Source organism: Rhizobium sp. PRIMUS64 (assembly GCF_023006465.1).
Taxonomy (GTDB): domain Bacteria; phylum Pseudomonadota; class Alphaproteobacteria; order Rhizobiales; family Rhizobiaceae; genus Rhizobium; species Rhizobium leguminosarum.
In genome coordinates, this window is the sequence record NZ_JALBGX010000042.1 from 13,278 (window position 1) to 29,145 (window position 15,868).

The 15,868-nt window shown below is 56.9% G+C and carries 17 protein-coding genes and 1 pseudogene; 10 read left to right on the forward strand and 8 right to left on the reverse strand.

Annotation, left to right across the window (positions count from 1 at the left end; all coding sequences use genetic code 11):
* Positions 1-4 precede the first annotated feature (4 nt).
* Positions 5-544: a gluconokinase gene (locus MOV76_RS17955; protein WP_247265006.1), complete on the forward strand. Its 540-nt coding sequence runs from the start codon at positions 5-7 to the stop codon at positions 542-544.
* Here the strand turns inward: MOV76_RS17955 and MOV76_RS17960 are convergent.
* The 3 genes from MOV76_RS17960 to MOV76_RS17970 form a co-directional block, all read right to left on the reverse strand.
* Positions 534-1,781, reverse strand: a complete 1,248-nt coding sequence (locus tag MOV76_RS17960) for an FAD-binding oxidoreductase (RefSeq protein WP_247265007.1) — start codon at positions 1,779-1,781, stop codon at positions 534-536. The two genes, MOV76_RS17955 and MOV76_RS17960, sit on opposite strands and share 11 nt — an antisense overlap.
* 75 nt (positions 1,782-1,856) lie before the next feature.
* Positions 1,857-2,360 (reverse strand): isoprenylcysteine carboxyl methyltransferase family protein, encoded by a 504-nt coding sequence (locus tag MOV76_RS17965; RefSeq protein WP_247265008.1) that lies wholly within the window; start codon positions 2,358-2,360, stop codon positions 1,857-1,859.
* The gene (locus MOV76_RS17970) at positions 2,357-3,409 is read right to left on the reverse strand and encodes a type III polyketide synthase (protein WP_247265009.1); all 1,053 of its coding nucleotides are present in this window, start codon (positions 3,407-3,409) and stop codon (positions 2,357-2,359) included. The genes MOV76_RS17965 and MOV76_RS17970 overlap by 4 nt, the downstream gene beginning before the upstream one ends.
* Positions 3,410-3,577: 168 nt before the next feature.
* Between MOV76_RS17970 and MOV76_RS17975 the strand changes: the two genes are divergently transcribed.
* The 3 genes from MOV76_RS17975 to MOV76_RS17985 are packed head-to-tail and all read left to right on the forward strand — an operon-like array spanning position 3,578 to position 5,568.
* A complete protein-coding gene (locus MOV76_RS17975) occupies positions 3,578-4,114 on the forward strand; it encodes a tetratricopeptide repeat protein (RefSeq protein ID WP_047623132.1) in 537 nt (178 codons plus the stop codon).
* 48 nt (positions 4,115-4,162) lie between these two features.
* Positions 4,163-4,768: an RNA polymerase sigma factor gene (locus MOV76_RS17980; RefSeq protein ID WP_018445762.1), complete on the forward strand. Its 606-nt coding sequence runs from the start codon at positions 4,163-4,165 to the stop codon at positions 4,766-4,768.
* On the forward strand, positions 4,765-5,568 hold the full coding sequence (locus MOV76_RS17985) for an anti-sigma factor (protein WP_247265010.1): 804 nt from the start codon (positions 4,765-4,767) through the stop codon (positions 5,566-5,568). Before MOV76_RS17980 ends, MOV76_RS17985 begins: the two co-directional genes overlap by 4 nt.
* A gap of 27 nt (positions 5,569-5,595) precedes the next feature.
* On the opposite strand, the gene rfbA is transcribed toward MOV76_RS17985, so the two are convergent.
* From rfbA to rfbC, 4 genes are read right to left on the reverse strand one after another with little or no spacing between them, the layout of a single operon-like run.
* A complete protein-coding gene (rfbA, locus tag MOV76_RS17990; protein ID WP_028734742.1) occupies positions 5,596-6,459 on the reverse strand; it encodes a glucose-1-phosphate thymidylyltransferase RfbA in 864 nt (287 codons plus the stop codon).
* Positions 6,456-7,349 carry a dTDP-4-dehydrorhamnose reductase gene (rfbD, locus tag MOV76_RS17995; protein ID WP_247265011.1) on the reverse strand — a complete coding sequence of 298 codons (894 nt, stop codon included), beginning with the start codon at positions 7,347-7,349 and terminating at the stop codon, positions 6,456-6,458. Before rfbD ends, rfbA begins: the two co-directional genes overlap by 4 nt.
* 1 nt (position 7,350) lies before the next feature.
* Positions 7,351-8,406, reverse strand: coding sequence for a dTDP-glucose 4,6-dehydratase (rfbB, locus tag MOV76_RS18000; RefSeq protein ID WP_130651753.1), 1,056 nt, complete (start codon positions 8,404-8,406; stop codon positions 7,351-7,353).
* Positions 8,407-8,419: 13 nt separating this feature from the next.
* Positions 8,420-8,986 (reverse strand): dTDP-4-dehydrorhamnose 3,5-epimerase, encoded by a 567-nt coding sequence (gene rfbC, locus MOV76_RS18005; RefSeq protein WP_028734745.1) that lies wholly within the window; start codon positions 8,984-8,986, stop codon positions 8,420-8,422.
* Positions 8,987-9,451: 465 nt separating this feature from the next.
* Between rfbC and MOV76_RS18010 the strand changes: the two genes are divergently transcribed.
* The 6 genes from MOV76_RS18010 (at position 9,452) to MOV76_RS18035 (ending at position 15,483) form a co-directional block, all read left to right on the forward strand.
* A complete protein-coding gene (locus MOV76_RS18010; RefSeq protein ID WP_130651754.1) occupies positions 9,452-10,852 on the forward strand; it encodes an MBOAT family protein in 1,401 nt (466 codons plus the stop codon).
* Positions 10,853-10,862: 10 nt separating this feature from the next.
* On the forward strand, positions 10,863-12,053 hold the full coding sequence (locus tag MOV76_RS18015) for a hypothetical protein (protein ID WP_130651755.1): 1,191 nt from the start codon (positions 10,863-10,865) through the stop codon (positions 12,051-12,053).
* A gap of 128 nt (positions 12,054-12,181) precedes the next feature.
* Positions 12,182-13,093: a glycosyltransferase family 2 protein gene (locus tag MOV76_RS18020; protein ID WP_028734747.1), complete on the forward strand. Its 912-nt coding sequence runs from the start codon at positions 12,182-12,184 to the stop codon at positions 13,091-13,093.
* A 164-nt stretch (positions 13,094-13,257) separates the two neighbouring features.
* Positions 13,258-13,803, forward strand: a complete 546-nt coding sequence (locus tag MOV76_RS18025) for a methyltransferase domain-containing protein (RefSeq protein WP_130651756.1) — start codon at positions 13,258-13,260, stop codon at positions 13,801-13,803.
* A gap of 75 nt (positions 13,804-13,878) precedes the next feature.
* On the forward strand, positions 13,879-14,418 hold the full coding sequence (locus MOV76_RS18030; protein WP_165403077.1) for a class I SAM-dependent methyltransferase: 540 nt from the start codon (positions 13,879-13,881) through the stop codon (positions 14,416-14,418).
* Between the two features lie 12 nt (positions 14,419-14,430).
* Positions 14,431-15,483 carry a polysaccharide pyruvyl transferase family protein gene (locus tag MOV76_RS18035; protein WP_028734750.1) on the forward strand — a complete coding sequence of 351 codons (1,053 nt, stop codon included), beginning with the start codon at positions 14,431-14,433 and terminating at the stop codon, positions 15,481-15,483.
* Positions 15,484-15,622: 139 nt separating this feature from the next.
* Here the strand turns inward: MOV76_RS18035 and MOV76_RS18040 are convergent.
* A pseudogene (locus tag MOV76_RS18040) lies at positions 15,623-15,812 on the reverse strand (polymerase); the annotation flags it as partial.
* Positions 15,813-15,868 lie beyond the last annotated feature (56 nt).

Genomic DNA, 15,868 nt, shown 5'->3' on the forward strand with positions numbered 1-15,868 from the left:
AACCATGCCGGATGAGCAGATGAACAGACCCCATGCGATCATCGTCATGGGGGTCAGCGGCTGCGGCAAATCCTCCGTCGGCGAGAAACTCGCTGAAGCCCTGCACCTGGTCTTCGTCGAAGGTGATGCGCTTCATCCGGCCGCCAATGTCGAAAAGATGTCGAAGGGCATTCCGCTGAACGATGAGGACCGAATGCCCTGGCTCGACCGGATCGGCGAAGACATGAAGGCCTCGCTGGAGAAAAGCGAGGGCATCATCGTCTCCTGCTCGGCGCTGAAGCGCATCTATCGCGACAGGCTGCGGGCTGCTGCCGGTGGCAATTTGTTCTTCGTCTATCTCGAAGGTTCCAGGGCGCTGCTGATGAAGCGTATGGGCGAGCGCAAGGGACATTTCATGCCGGTCTCGCTGCTGGATAGCCAACTTGCGACGCTTGAGGTGCCCACAGGCGAGCCGGGCGTCGTCACTGCCGATATCGACGACACGATCGACGGCATTGCGGCAACGGCGCTCGAAGGCCTCGCCGCGCTCGGCGTTACGGGTTGAAACGCTGCGGCGAATAGGCCGCGATATCGATGAACGGCGTCTCGCCGGTGATGAGTTCGGCAAGCACGCGGCCGGTCACCGGCCCGAGTGTCAGCCCGTGATGAGCATGGCCGAAGGCAAACCAGAGGCCCTGATGGCGCGGCGCCTTGCCGATAACAGGCATCATGTCGGGAGTGCAGGGCCGCGCCCCCATCCAGGGTTCGGGATCGAGCCTGCCTCCGAGCGGAAAGATCGTACGCGCCACGGCTTCGGCCCGGTCGAGCTGGACCGGCGTCTTCGGCGCGTCGAGCGTTGCAAACTCCGCCCCTGTCGTCAGGCGGATGCCGCGGCGCATCGGCGCAAGGAGATAGCCGCGTTCGGCATCGAGCGTCCAGTTGTTGAGCACGGCATTGCCCTCGGCGGCATAGTGCATGTGATAGCCGCGCTTGACGCCGAGCGGGAAGGAATAGCCGAGCCGGCGCGTTGCAACGGCCGCCCAGGGGCCGAGCGCCATCACCGCATCCTCTGCTTCGAGCGGACCTTCCCTGGTCATGATCTTCCAGCCGGAGCCGAACTGACCGAGCGAGGCGGCGTCACCCGTGACGAACTTGCCACCGAGGCTTTCGAAATAGCGGCGATAGGCCGATGTCAGCGCATGCGGGTCGAGCACCGACCAGGGATCGCGCCAGTGGATACCGCCGGCGAAATCGCCGGTCATATGCGGTTCCATGCGGGCGATATCGGCCGGCGTCAGGCTGTCAAACTCCACGCCGAATTCATTCTGCCAAAGTGCGGCCTCCGCAAGAGCCCCGTCGCGCTTGGCTTCAGTGCGGAAAATCTTCATCCAGCCGTCCTTACGGATCAGCCCTTCGGCCTGCGACGCCTCGATCAGATCCTTGTGTTCGACAACCGAATTTGCGATCAGCGGCGCATAGGCCCGGGTGATGATGGCGTGGCGGCGCGCATTGGAATTCCACCAGTAGCGGGCGAGAAAGGCGAGCTGGCTCGGCAGCGTGCGCAGGTGATAATGCGCGTCGATGCGGTTATTCAGCGCATAACGCAGCAAAAGCCCGAGCTGCTGGGGAAAGCCGTAAGGCGCGACACCTTCGCGCTGGATCAGGCCGGCATTGCCGAAGGAGGTTTCGTTGCCCGGATCCTTGCGGTCGATCAGCGTCACCTGCCGGCCGCGCCGCTGAAGATGGATGGCCGTGGAAACCCCGACGATGCCGGCGCCGAGCACGATTGCGTTCTTCGTCATTTCCCCTGCATTCCACTTTGTTTATCGGGGTGAAAATGCCCGTGCCGATACCGCGACGCAAACGGAAAATCGCATTCATTTCAAAATCATTGCGCTTTTCAGTGCGGCATTTTCAGCCTTCACGCGGACATGGAGGATAAGCGCATTGAGAAGGGAAAAGACGATCGCGTAAAGCGGCAGGCCGAAGGCGAGGGGAAGGACGGCGATCTCGCCGACGACGATCGCATAGTTCGGATGGCGGAGGAAGCGATAGGGGCCGGAACTGACGAGCGGCGCGCCGGGCAGGATGATGATGCGCGTCGTCCAGCGGCCTTTCAGCGTCGCCAGCACCCAGAGCCGCAGCGCCTGCAGCCCCATGAACACGAGAAACCAGAAGAGCGCGACCGGCCTGCCCGGTGCAAGCAGCCAGAGACCAATGATCCAGCCTGCATGCAGCGCCACCATGATGGGATAGTGCTCCGGCGCAACCTCTCTGGCGCCCCTGGCGAGAAGGGCCGCGGTGTTGCGCCGGGCGAGCACGAGTTCCGCCAGCCGCTGCAGCGTCACGAATGTCAAAAGCGCGATCGACGGCCACATCATGCCGCCCCCCGCAGCGTCACGCAGCTGGCCGAAAAGCCGGGCCCCATGGCGATCATCGCGGAGCGCGCCGGCAATCCGGCGCGGATTGCCCGCTCCAGCACGAACAGGATGGTCGGCGAGGACATGTTGCCGTATTCGGCCAGCACGGTGCGCTCGTGATCCAACGTGCCCGGCACCATCGAAAGCGCGCTCTCCATCGCGGCCAGCACCTTCATGCCGCCGGGATGGCAGATGAAGCGGTCGATATCCTCCACCCTCAGCCCGTTTCGCGCCAGAATGGCCGTTACCGCCGGGCCGAGCTCCTTTTCGGCAAACGGCGGCAGCGATTGCGCCAGCACGATACCGAAGCCGCCGTCATCGATCTTCCAGCCCATGATATCGAGCGTGTCGGGAAAGAGATGCTCGCCGGTCGACTCAACTTCCGCCAGTCCGTCTCCGCCTGATCGCAGCACGCAGGCGGCAGCGCCGTCGCCGAAAAGCGCCGTCGCAATGATATTCGGTCGCGTCAGCTCGTCCAGCCGGAAGGCGAGCGTGCAAAGCTCGATCGAGACGAAAAGCACAACAGTGCCCGGCCGGCTTCGCGCCAGCCGCGAGGCGATCGCAAAACCTGACACGCCGGCGGCACAGCCGAGCCCGAAGACCGGCACGCGTTCGATATCGGGTCTGAAACCCATCCTGCGGCTAAGCTGCGCATCAAGGCTCGGTGTCGTAAAACCGGTGGAGGAGACGGTCACGACACAGTCGACATCGCCGGCCTCAAGCCCTGCCTGGCGAAGGGCAGAGGTGGCAGCCTCGACGAAAAGCCCGCCTGCCACCTCGGCAAAGGCCTGCATCCGGTCCCGCCAGCCATGTGGCTCGTCGAACCAGGAAAGCGGCCGCGCCGCATGGCGCTTTTCGATGCCGGCGCTATCGAAGACGCGGGCAAGATGGCGGAAATCCTCGAAGCGGTCGGCAAACAACCGGGCCGAGGCTTCGACCGCCTGTTTTTGGAAAATGACATGTTCGGGTGTCGCAACGGCGAGGCTGACGAGTTTGACGGTATCGGTCACAGAATTCTCCTTGTCCCTCCGGCGGAACGAAGGAAAACACGCAGACGCCTAAATTATTCAGCTCTGAAGCTTCACGAAAGGGTGAAGAAAGAAATGCAAGCAGCAGCCGAATAAAGCTGGATGCAGCGGTGTTCTCTCGTCGCAACGTCACTTTCGAGGAGTTTCCCCATGACGATCATGACAGCCCGCATCGCTTCCATCATTCTCGGCGGCTGCCTTGCCGCTTCTGTTGTCTCCGGCCCGGTTTTTGCGGTCGGCGATGATAGCAGCACGACGCCCACCTGCAAGAAGGGCGAGATCTACGACCAGAAGACCAAGAAATGCGTCAAGCAACAGAGCGCCAACGTCTCCGACGAGAACCGCGCCGACTATGCCTATTCGCTGGCCAAGGCCGGCCGTTACGAAGAAGCGCTTGCCGTGCTCGACACGGTCAAGGATCAGAACACCGCCGAAGTGCTGAATTATCGCGGTTATGCCACCCGCAAGCTCGGCCGCACCGATGAGGGCATCTCCTATTATCTGCAATCGGTGAAGATGGACCCGCAATACGCCAAGGTCCGCGAATATCTCGGCGAAGCCTATGTCATCAAGGGTCAGCTCGATCTCGCCAAGGACCAGCTGAAGTCAATCAAGGCGATCTGCGGCACCGGCTGCGAGGAATATCAGGATCTGAACGCAGCAATCCTCGATCCCTCGAAGATCTGATCAGCAGGCCACGGGGCGGGAAAATGGAAGCACGAAAGGGATGTAAGAATGTCGGTCGCGCGCACCCATTTTCCTGCCTATAGTCGCGCGAGAATGGAATCGCCGGTTCATCCGGCGGTTTCGAGGGATGCAGGATTGGCGGAGGCGGCCATCGCGAGCGAAGCGGATATCAGGAGCGGCCTGACGGAAAATCTGGCAAGGCTCTGGCGTTATGGTCTCGTTCTCTCGCATCAGCGCGATGTCGCCGACGATCTGGTGCAGGCGACCTGCCTTCGCGCACTCGAGCGCGCCGATCAGTTCATCCCCGGCACCCGTCTCGACCGCTGGCTTTTTTCGATCCTGCACTCGATCTGGCTGAACGAGATCCGCTCCCGCCGGGTGCGCCAGGGCCAGGGTTTCGTTGATGCCGGGGAGACACTGACCTTCGACGGTGCGCACGACACCGAAACGCATGTGATGGCGGGTCAGGTGCTGAAACAGGTGAATGCGCTGCCTGAGGCGCAGAGGACGGTGATTTTCCTCGCCTATGTGGAAGGACTTTCCTATCGCGAGGTTGCAGGCATACTGGATATTCCGATCGGAACCGTGATGAGCCGGCTGGCGGCTGCCCGCGCCAAGCTCTCCGGCGCCGGATCGGAAGGGGGACGACAATGAACACGAAGCACACCATTCCCTCCGACGAGGACCTGACCGCCTTCATCGACGGTGAACTGACGGCCGAAGAGGCTGCGCGCATTGAAGCCATTGTGAACGAAGACGAGAGCACCGCCGAACGGCTGGAATTTCTGGCGCGCGCCAGCCTGCCGTTCGAGCAAGCCTTCGCCCCGCTGCTGTCTGAGGCCCCACGCGAAAAGCTGGGGACGATGCTCGCTGCCATCCCGGTGCAGCAGAGCGCAAGATCCGACCCCACGCCCGCTTTCGGCAGCCGTCGCCGCTTCCTCGGCGCGCTCGCCGCCTCGCTGGTCGCCGGCATCGCGATCGACCGCGCCGTCATCGGCATCGGCAGGAGCTTTTCGGCAAAGGACGAAAACAGCGAATGGCGCGCCGTGGTCGCCGATTATATCTCACTCTATACCCCGGAGACTCTCGCCGGCCCCGTACCCGAGAGAGACGTCCAGGCCGCCCAGCTCGGCTCGCTCGACGAAAAACTCGGCCTGTCGCTCTCCCCCGAAGCCGTGTCGCTCCCGGGCATCGATTTCAAACGCGCACTGATGCTGCAATATGATGGCAAGCCGCTCGCCCAGATCGCCTATCTCGATCCCGAAACCGGCCCGATGGCGCTGTGCATCGTCAAATCGGATGCCGGCCGCAAGGCGCCGGACCTCGAAAGCCGCAAGGGCCTGAACGTGATCTACTGGTCGAACGAGACGCACGCGTTCATGCTGATCGGCCGCATTCCGGCCGACCGCATGAAGGAATTGGGAGAGGACGTCAGGAGGAGGCTTTCAGCCTGACCTCTATATTCTGCCGAATCGCAGCTATTATTCCACCAGACCACGCAAATATTGGCCGTAATCGCCTTTGCCCGCTTTGGCGGCAATCTGGGCGAAGTGCTCCTTGGTGATGAAGCCTTTCGCCAGCGCAATTTCCTCCGGGCAGGCGATTTTGAAGCCCTGGCGTTTTTCAAGCGTGCGGACGAACTCGCCGGCCTCGAGCAGACTTTCGGGCGTGCCGGTATCGAGCCAGGCATATCCCCGGCCCATCATCGAGACACGCAGCTTCCCCCGCTCCAGGTAGATCTTGTTGACATCGGTGATCTCGTATTCGCCGCGTGGCGATGGTTTTAGATTGGCTGCGATATCAACGACGTCTGCATCGTAAAAATATAGGCCGGTGACAGCCCAGTGCGATTTGGGCCTCGCCGGCTTTTCTTCAATCGAAATGGCAGTCATGTCGCTGCCGAATTCGACGACACCGTAACGTTCGGGATCGTGCACATGATAGGCAAATACCGTCGCGCCATCACCCTTGGACACACCCTCTTCGAGGAGTTCCGGAAGGCCGTGGCCGAAGTAGATATTGTCTCCGAGGATAAGGCAGGATGGCCCGCCCGCCACGAAGTCTGCGCCGATGATATAGGCCTGGGCCAGTCCATCGGGACTTGGCTGGACAGCATAGCTCAGAGACATGCCCCATTCACTGCCATCACCCAGCAAACGCTGAAAGAGCGGCATATCGTGTGGAGTGGAGATGATCAAAACTTCCCGTATGCCAGCCAGCATCAAGGTCGTCAGCGGGTAGTAGATCATTGGTTTATCATAGATCGGAAGCAACTGCTTCGAGACCGAATGAGTCATCGGGTGCAGGCGACTGCCGCTCCCCCCCGCAAGCACTATACCCTTCATACGGCCTCCTTCGGCTCTTCCAAGAGCTTTGTCACAGCATCTCGCGCTGACATCCGCCACTCCGGCATGCTCACGCCATAACGGCCCTTCAACTTATCGCAGCACAATCTGGAATTAGCTGGCCGTTTCGCGGCTGTGGGGTAGTCAGCGGTGGCGATGTCCTTGACGGTGACGCGCCTGCCAGTCTTTTCCTCAAGAACTGACATTACATATCGTGCAAACCCAGCCCAGCTCGTTTCGCCGCTGCCGGCCAAATGAAAAACCCCACGCAAGTCCGGACTGGAGTCACTTGCTAGCCTGCCTGCTATTTTGACGATAGCCTCGGCTATGTCGTTGGCTGAGGTCGGGCAACCCAGTTGATCGCTCACAACGCTCAACTCTTCCCGCGTCTCCGCAAGCCTGAGCATGGTTTTCACGAAGTTGTGGCCAAACGTTGAATAGACCCAGGCTGTCCGCAGGATGACATGGTTTTCATTCGCGGCGGCGACCGCAAATTCGCCCTCGAGCTTCGATCTGCCATAGACGGATACCGGCCCGACCGGGTCGCTCTCGACATAGCTTTCGGGCTTGTCGCCATCGAAAACATAATCGGTCGAGAGGTGGATGACGGGAAGGGACAGCTCGGCAGCCGCTGCGGCGATGGCCCTTGCGCCGTCTCGATTGATGGCGAAAGCCGCCGCCTCATCGCTTTCGGCTTTGTCAACGGCAGTGTAGGCGGCCGACGAGACGACGACGCCAGGTTTGAGCTTCGCAATGGTTTCACGCACCGTCGACGGCTCGAGCAAATCCAGCTCGGGCCTCCCGATGGCGATGACCTCGATAGCTCCCACGTTCAGCGCTTGCAACGCAGACGTGACCTGGCCGCTCTTGCCTGTTACCGCGATGCGCATCTCACACCTTTTTCAACACGCCGAGGCGTTCACCGGAATACACACGCTCACGCAGCGGCTGCCACCACCAAGCGTTTTCCAGATACCACTCGACGGTCTTGCGAATACCGCTGTCGAAATTCTCCAGTGCTTTCCAGCCGAGTTCGGTCTCGAGCTTGGTGGCGTCGATAGCATAGCGTGCATCGTGGCCCGGCCGATCGGCAACATAGCTTATAAGATCGCTATGCCGCTCGGTTCCTGGCCGGATTTCATCCATGATCGCACACACGCGCTCGACAACCTCGATGTTTCGTCGCTCGTTGCGCCCGCCGACATTGTATTTTTCGCCGGGGCGGCCCCGTTGCACGATCAGCCAAAGCGCTCGTGCGTGGTCGTCGACATAGAGCCAATCGCGAATGTTGGAGCCGCTTCCATAGACGGGCAACGGCTTCCGTTCCAGCGCGTTCAATATGATGAGGGGAATGAGCTTTTCCGGGAAATGGAAAGGACCGTAATTGTTCGAACAGTTGGAAATGATCACGGGCAGCCCGTAAGTCCTTTCCCACGCCGTCGCGAGGTGATCGCTTGCTGCCTTGGATGCGGAGTAGGGAGAGGACGGATCGTAAGGTGTCGCCTCGGCAAACAGCCCGTCTTCGCCGAGGGAACCATAGACTTCGTCGGTAGACACGTGCAGCATCTTGAATGCTGCCTTTTCGTCCGCCGGAAGACCTTGCCAATATTGCCGCGCCGCCTCCAGCATGCTGAAGGTGCCGTTTATATTCGTTTCGATAAAATCCGCCGCGCCGGTGATCGAGCGGTCAACGTGGCTTTCCGCCGCCAGATGCATGACATAATCGGGACGAAACTCCTCGAAAGCGCTGCTGACCGCGCTTCTGTCGCAAATGTCGGCTTTGAGGAACCTGTAGTTCGGAGCATTCTCGATCGCTTTCAGCGAGGCAAGATTGCCGGCATAGGTCAGCTTGTCGATATTGAGCACTTCGGCGCCGATCTCGCTGACGAGATAGCGCACCAATGCCGAACCGATGAAGCCAGCGCCACCCGTTACAAGAACACGCATGAGGCCCTCCGTTTTACGAAAATTGAAAATATTCGGGGAGTTCGGAAAGCAGTGGCTGCTTATTGTCCTTTTCAGAAAGAACGTAGGCATCCATCTGTGGCCACTCGATCCCGATCTCGGCGTCGTTCCACCGCACGCCACGGTCATGTTCCGCGCTGTAGGGAGCTGTGACTTTGTAGCTTATGATCGTATCAGGCTGCAAAGTGACGAACCCATGCGCAAATCCAGCTGGCACCCAAAGCTGTGAGCCATTCTCAGGGGACAGTTCTGCGGAGACCCACTTCCCATATGTCGGAGAGCCACGTCTGATATCGACGGCCACATCCAGGAGCGTGCCACGGAGACAGCGCACAAGTTTGCCTTGCGCAAAGGGAGACAACTGAAAATGCAATCCCCGGACGGTTCCCGGCTGTGCTGAAAGGGACTCATTGTCCTGCACGAAAGATACGTCTGCCACACTGGTGCGGAACCAGGAATCCTTGAAGACTTCGCTGAAATAGCCCCTCGAGTCACCGAACCTGGCGGGAGTGATCTTTTTGACGTCCCCGATCTCCAGTTGTTCTACATTCAACGCATACATCCTTGCATTAGGCTCGATCGCTGGATTGTGACAGCGGCCAACGCCGGCAATATAGCCAATTGTGCTGCTGAGCACATACCTTGGCGAGGCCTGGACGGCAAGATGAGAATCCAGTTCTGCCGCCGGATGCGTGAAACGCCGGAGCAAACGATTGAAGCCAAGGTAAAGTGTTGGCTTCTAGAGTAATTCCTGCAAAATTGCGTCGAGGCTTTGCGTCCCGCTCGTCTCTATCCGAGATCGCAAGGGGTTCTGCAGTGACATAACGGCTGCAGCCAAAAGAGAATTCATCCCTGGCATCCTTTGAATACCAGTTGGCGCTTGGCATAGGTGTCAATCATGCGCTATGGCGCACGCCGGCATAGACATTTGCCGCTGCCGCATGAGGTTGCGGCATGGGTGATGAAACAACGGACCGACAGGTCGCTAGGTGCCCGTTGTACGAGCTGGATCGCGGAGAGGTGACGTTTGCTGTTCAATTCTGAAGGTTATGGGATCCTTCTGGCTCTTACATTATTGGCGTATTGGTCTACAAAGTCTGTCCCTCTCCGGCAGCTAATAGTATTTATTGCCAGTGTTGTTTTTTATATTCAGTGGAGTTTTCTATTTGTATTTCTGCTGCTTGGCCTCATCATTCTGAATTGGGTCATCACTGTCGGGGTTTATCCGCGGAACAGCCGTCTGGGTCTGTGGTTGGTGGTGTTGGCAAATCTGGGCATATTATTCTCATTCAAATATCTCTCCTTCTTTGTCGACAACGTGGTCGATGGACTTCAGTTAGTCGGAATCGCGGTAGAGAGCCCCAGGATTCCGGCTCTTCTGCCGCTGGGCATCTCGTTTTATGTCTTTGAATTGATTTCGTATGCTGTCGATCTATACAATAAAAAGATGGTCGCGGAACGAAATCCGCTGAAGCTGTCGATATTCGTATTGTTCTTCCCGCACCTGATTGCCGGCCCGATTTGCCGCGCTAATCAGTTCATGCCGCAAATTGGCACCCTGCAAAAACTTTCAAGCGATCTCATTGTTACGGGAGCGTATCTTTTTGTGACTGGTTTCGCTCTGAAGTGTGGGATCGCCGACGGTATCGCTCCCTACGTCAATACGACATTTGCCAACCCGGGCAATTATGGCGGCCTCGACAATCTGCTGGCTGTTGTCGGATTTGGCGTTCAGATTTTCTGCGACTTCTGGGGCTATTCTCTCATGGCTCTAGGGGCGGCGAAGCTCTTTGGCTATGACTTGCCCTCGAATTTCAATTCTCCATACACGGCGCGATCAATTCAACAGTTTTGGCGCCGCTGGCACATCACGCTGTCGAATTGGCTTCGCGACTATTTGTATATTCCTCTCGGGGGGTCGAGAGATCTTTCCAATTTCAAAATCACTCGAAATCTAATGATTACCATGTTGCTCGGAGGTTTGTGGCACGGAGCCAGTTATAATTTCGTCATATGGGGGGGAATTCATGGCCTCGCCCTCAGCGTGAACAGGTACTACCACCTCGTGAGGCTCCCATCGGGCGTGAAGGCGGTGTTCTCATGGGGGCCGATGTCGTGGATTCTTACCATGGCTGTGGTTTTCTTTTCGTGGATATTTTTCAGGGCGCCGACCCTCTCCGAGGCGCTAATGGTGGTTTCAAATATATTTAGCTTCGGCGCCGGATACATGCAGACAAGACTGGATGGGGTTTTCTTTGAATTGCTGGGGATGTTTGTCATTTTGTATTTCATCGCAAATAAAACCACAAATGGTCAACCTATAACCCATTATTCAATTCGGAATCAGCTTTTGGTTTTCTCAACAATGTTTGTGTTTTCACTCATTTACTATGTAGACGGCGCGCAATTCATCTATTTCCAGTTCTAGGAGAACAGCGGTGAGAACGGTATTCGCTTACGTCGTGGTGTCTGTGCTGGCGTTAGCCATGGTTGAGGGGGCGGTTCGTGCTTATGAAATGTCGCAGGCCGCAACGAGTACGGAGGGCGTAGAGGGCTTGCTTCGGTCGCTGCCGGAAACAAAGATATCCGGACGCGAAATCGGCAACCAATTTCTGGTACACAATGTCGCGCTGTTCAAACGCTTGCCGGACCCGGAGGCCGTGCATTCCGCGTTCGTCGGCAGTTCTCGTTCAAAGGTTCTGAGGCCCGCTCGCTTTGGGTTCGCGGATGCCGTCAATGGATCCGGGAATTCCTACAATGAAATCTCATACGGGCTGCTCTTGCAGGCGGAAATAATACGGCTTCAATTCCCCACTTTGCGAAAGATCTATGTCGAGGCACCAGTCTTGATGAGGCGCCGCGATGGATTATCCATGGAAAGAGATCATCAGAAATACTTTCCGTTGCTCCTTTCTTTGATGCCTCTCATTGATCAACTGGATCAGGCAAAGCAGACCAAAGCGGAAATTATCAACTACGAAACGAATGGAGGATCGCCAGATTCGCATTTGCTTCACCTTGTGCGGTATAGATCGGATCTTCGTCTGACGAATTTATACCGCAGGCTGATCGGCGCTGATGGCTCCATCCCGGTTTACGATGATCCCTGGTTCAAGACGGTTCGCCCAAATGGTGAGCGGATCGATTTGTCTGCCGCGATGAATGCGAACCCACTTCCGCCCATTGCGCGCGAACATCCTAAAATTCAGAGGCTCGCCGATATCAGGAGCAATTTTCCCTGGAATGGGCTATTCGACCTTTTCGCAATATGGGGGAAAGCACACAATATTCAGATCGTCTTCTATCAGCCGCCGGTGCGATCCGATGCGCTTGAATTCGAGAAAGAGTATGGCCTGGATTTGCATGTCGAGGATCTGAAGAGGGTGTCCGAAAAGTATCACATTCCGTTCATTGATCTGGAGCGTGAGGGGCTTGGATTCGCCGAGGATTGGAGCCTTTTTTCGGACGAAGATCACATGGAGACGTGCACCGGTTCAACTCTTCTCCTAGAGGCTATCTTGCACGGGGAGACGATGTTCGAGGAAGACGGACAGTTATTTCCAGCGATTTCACGCCGAGCCGTTGAGAGCGCGTCATCGCAGGAACTGGCGTCGTGCAATGGCAAGTAGGTTCGCGTGGTAGCTGGAGAGGCGCTTGCCCGGACGTACGCCGTCAACAGAAGAGGTGGCATTGCCCCGTGCCAATGGCTCGTGAACGCGCTGCTACCACTTCCCGTTGAAGATTCGGAGATGTTGAGTTGATAGACATTCTTTGCGCGACCTTTAATGGAATGCGCCATCTTCAGGAGCAGATCGCATCCATTGAGGCACAGACACTCACCGACTGGCATGTCACGTTCTTCGACGACGGTTCAACGGATGGTACCGTCGAAATGCTGGCAGCTTTGGCCGTAAATGACGCTCGCTTCAGCTTGATACGAAATCCCGTCAATCTCGGTTTTTGCGGAAATTTCCTGGGCAATCTTTCGAAGCTCAAGAATGCCGACGTTTATGCGTTCAGCGACCAGGACGACATTTGGTACCCGGAAAAACTCGAACGTGGGATTGACTGGCTGGGGCGGATCGATGCGGGCACACCGGCAGTTTATTTCGCTCGGACTGAAATTGTCGATGAGCACCTCAACCATGTAGGCTTGTCACCCAAGTTTAAACTCGAGCCAAGTTTTCGCAACGCCCTGGTCCAGAGCATCGGCGGAGGCAACACCATGATGTTCAACCAGGCGGCGCGGGATCTTGTGGTCAATACCTTGCCGAAAACACGACTCATTTCCCATGACTGGTGGTTCTACATTGTTGTCGCGGGCTGCGGCGGGATTGTCCGATATGATTCCGAGCCCGTGTTGAAATACCGTCAGCACGCCGCCAACTTGATCGGCGCCAACAATAGTATCTCGGGACAAATCGTAAGGTTGTGGATGGCCCTCCAGGGGCAATGGCGCGCGTGGAACACTGTCCATGAACTCGCAATCGCGACTTTCGAGGATCGCCTTACTCCCGAAAATCGTGCCGCGTTCCATGCCTTTCAGCGGGCTCGCCATGGCGGCTGGCCCTTTGAGAGATTGTCCGTGCTCAAGCGAACCGGGATAAAGCGCCAAAGCGCACTCCAGACCAAATTCCTTCCCATCCTTGCTCTCCTAAACAGGTTGTAGGCGTTGCGCTTCCTATCGGCGGTTTCCAAGGAAGCGGCGCCGCTCGGGAAAAAGGCTAGCCTTTGTCTCGGAAGGCGGGTAAACGCAATGTCGCCTTCGGGGCACGAGTTACGGATGATATCGAGGAGTTGTTACCTCTGAGTGGAGCCGTCAAGAGAGCAATCATGAATCGCTATAACCTGTCGGATCAAAAGGCTACGTCGTGGCTCAATCGGGCTGAGATCTGCGTGTCCTTTATTCAGAGAGATATTCAAACTCGGGAAGCGGAGCGCGTAGATGTCGCCGATCTTGGCTGCGGGGATGAGAAACTTGAGCGCCTCCTAGCTTCTCGTTTGTCCCGAGCTTCCTATCAAGGTTACGACATTCTTCCTCAGAGTCGGCGTGTCATTGCTCTGGATCTCAACAGGGACGAGCTGCCCAGGCATTATGACTTTATAACAGTCCTCGGTGTCAGCGAATATATCGATGATCTCAGGGGCTTCTTGGTCAAGATGGCTGGATCGGCAGATCGGCTAATCATTTCGCATGTCATATCGGATGCCGGCGTGTATGACGGGGAAGCGCTGACCCGACTTGGCTGGAGAAACCATCTTTCCCAAGATCAACTCCTGTCTCTGCTGGCCGAGTGTGGCTGGGAGACGCTGGATAGTTATCTCGAGCCAATAGAGAAGCGTACGTTTCTTGCAATTGCCCGGAGCCGTGCAGGATAGCTGTTATTGATACTCTGATGCATGGGTAGACATATAGCGGCACAAATAAAGAAAGGGTGACTTATGAGTCCACAGGTGTTTGCGGTCTTCGAGGATATCGTCAAAAAGCATTTAGGGGATCGCAAAGTTGCAGCGGTTATGGAAGCCGGTGCAAGTGCATATACTCTATTGTCGATGGATGCATTTGATGGTGCTCGCAAAATTGCGCTGAACTTGGGCTTTGAGAAAACTTCGCCGGAGCTTGAACAGTGTGAGATGGTGTTGGGTAATTCGAACGAATTGGAGTACAGCGAGAACACATTCGATTGCATTCTGTCCTCGTCTTCGCTTGAGCACGACAAATACTTTTGGAAAAGCACGGGGGAGTTTTTGCGGGTACTGAAGCCGGGTGGACTCGCCATCATAGGGGTGCCGATTTACATGACCCTTCCCGACGATAGCGACAATACCACACGCACTTTCGCGAGACACGGCATTCGATACAATGCTGATTTCTACCGGTTTTCGCCGCAGTGCCTCGAAGAAGTGTTCTTTGAAAACTATAGTGAGGTGGTTGAAAAGGTGATCGTGCGCACCCACCCTAATCCATATGCGGTTTACGCTGGCCGGAAGTAGGCGCAATTCTTGATGTCCGCAGTTCTTACTCCATTTCTGGTTCCGCCTTCCATTCGTCATCAAAAGAAGGTCAATTATGGTGACGGCTTCATCTTGCGTGCGATTGAGCGGCAGGTTGGCAGGTTCTCTCAGTCAGCGATGTTTTCTCCCAGAACGCCCCTCGTCGATGAGGATTTTGCGCGGTTGCAGTCGCATCGCTATGTGATTCTCGCCGGAGCCAACCAGCTCAAGGATGACTTCGCGCCGATCGCCAAAATGAAGGCAAGCACGCTGCGCAAGTCAAACCTGGTGTTCATACCCTTCGGTATCGGTCTGCACGGAGAAGCGGGTTTCAACGAAGGGTTCACAGACAACGCTAGTGAGATCTTGTCGATCATCCACGAACGAATTGAATACTCAAGTTGGCGCTGTCCGCTGACGAAGGGGCTTCTGGACACGGCGTTGCCGGCATTGCGTGAACAGACGCTGATGACCTGCTGCCCAGTTGTCATGGACCGCCCTCTATTGGACGGCTCTAAGTTCGAGCGCAACCTGTCAACCATCGCGGTAACGATTACAGATCGCGGTGATTTCTGGGATAGAGAGATTCCGGTTTTAAAAGAGGTGGCCGAGTTATTTCCGGAAAAGAGGCGGGTTTTGGTGTTCCATCAGAATTTTGATCCTCCATCTGTCTTTGAGCCGTTGGCCGACCGGTTCGGGATGCGTTTGGGCAGCCAAAAGGCGAAGACGCCTCGCCACCTGCGCCAACTCGCTCGACAGCTTGGGTACGAGATCCTCCTGGCCGACGACGTTGACAGGCTCCTGGCATTTTACGGGCAAGTGGACTTGCATGTGGGTAGTCGCCTCCATGCGCATCTTCATATGTTGAGTCAGAACAAATGGAGTTTTCTCGTCAAGGTCGACGAACGCTCCCCCGGAATTGCGAGTGCTCTCGGTTTCGAACTCATCGAACCCGGCCAACTCCGCCATCACCTCGATGCGGATCTGGAGATGATCAGAACCTCGGCTCAGGCGTGCCATTTGGTGATGCAGCGTTTCGTAAATGCGATTCCGGGCCGCCCGTAAGCGGATCAACTAGGCGTCGCTGTGACGTCAGCTAGAGCAACGCCAGTAAAGTGCGAAGCAGTTTTCCCAGGAATGGCGCAATGGCAAAGCTCGGGACGGTTCTGCACTTCCGCAAAAAACTGAACCGCTCTTGAGTGATCTAGCTCCGAACGACAGGCATAAAGCCCGTGCTGCCTCTGTCCGCACAAATAAGGGCGGATATAGGCGCAGATCGGATCCAAAGCCTTCTGATTGAACATGATGCCAAAGCTGCCGGTTATGACGTAGCTGCTGACGAGCAGAAGAGCGAGCGCAATGGCGAGATCCCGGCCCGGTCGGGGTTCTTTTCTCTTCCGGCGACCATCTTGTCGTCTTCATGCATCGGCATCGTTGTCGACCGTTCACG

Coding starts and splice junctions, on each gene's coding strand:
- MOV76_RS17955 (WP_247265006.1), top strand. CDS start 5: ATGCCGGATGAGCAGATGAACAGACCCCATGCGATCATCGTCATGGGG.
- MOV76_RS17960 (WP_247265007.1), bottom strand. CDS start 1,781: ATGACGAAGAACGCAATCGTGCTCGGCGCCGGCATCGTCGGGGTTTCC.
- MOV76_RS17965 (WP_247265008.1), bottom strand. CDS start 2,360: ATGATGTGGCCGTCGATCGCGCTTTTGACATTCGTGACGCTGCAGCGG.
- MOV76_RS17975 (WP_047623132.1), top strand. CDS start 3,578: ATGACGATCATGACAGCCCGCATCGCTTCCATCATTCTCGGCGGCTGC.
- MOV76_RS17980 (WP_018445762.1), top strand. CDS start 4,163: ATGTCGGTCGCGCGCACCCATTTTCCTGCCTATAGTCGCGCGAGAATG.
- MOV76_RS17985 (WP_247265010.1), top strand. CDS start 4,765: ATGAACACGAAGCACACCATTCCCTCCGACGAGGACCTGACCGCCTTC.
- rfbA (WP_028734742.1), bottom strand. CDS start 6,459: ATGAAGGGTATAGTGCTTGCGGGGGGGAGCGGCAGTCGCCTGCACCCG.
- rfbD (WP_247265011.1), bottom strand. CDS start 7,349: ATGCGCATCGCGGTAACAGGCAAGAGCGGCCAGGTCACGTCTGCGTTG.
- rfbB (WP_130651753.1), bottom strand. CDS start 8,406: ATGCGTGTTCTTGTAACGGGTGGCGCTGGCTTCATCGGTTCGGCATTG.
- rfbC (WP_028734745.1), bottom strand. CDS start 8,986: ATGTATGCGTTGAATGTAGAACAACTGGAGATCGGGGACGTCAAAAAG.
- MOV76_RS18025 (WP_130651756.1), top strand. CDS start 13,258: ATGAATCGCTATAACCTGTCGGATCAAAAGGCTACGTCGTGGCTCAAT.
- MOV76_RS18035 (WP_028734750.1), top strand. CDS start 14,431: ATGTCCGCAGTTCTTACTCCATTTCTGGTTCCGCCTTCCATTCGTCAT.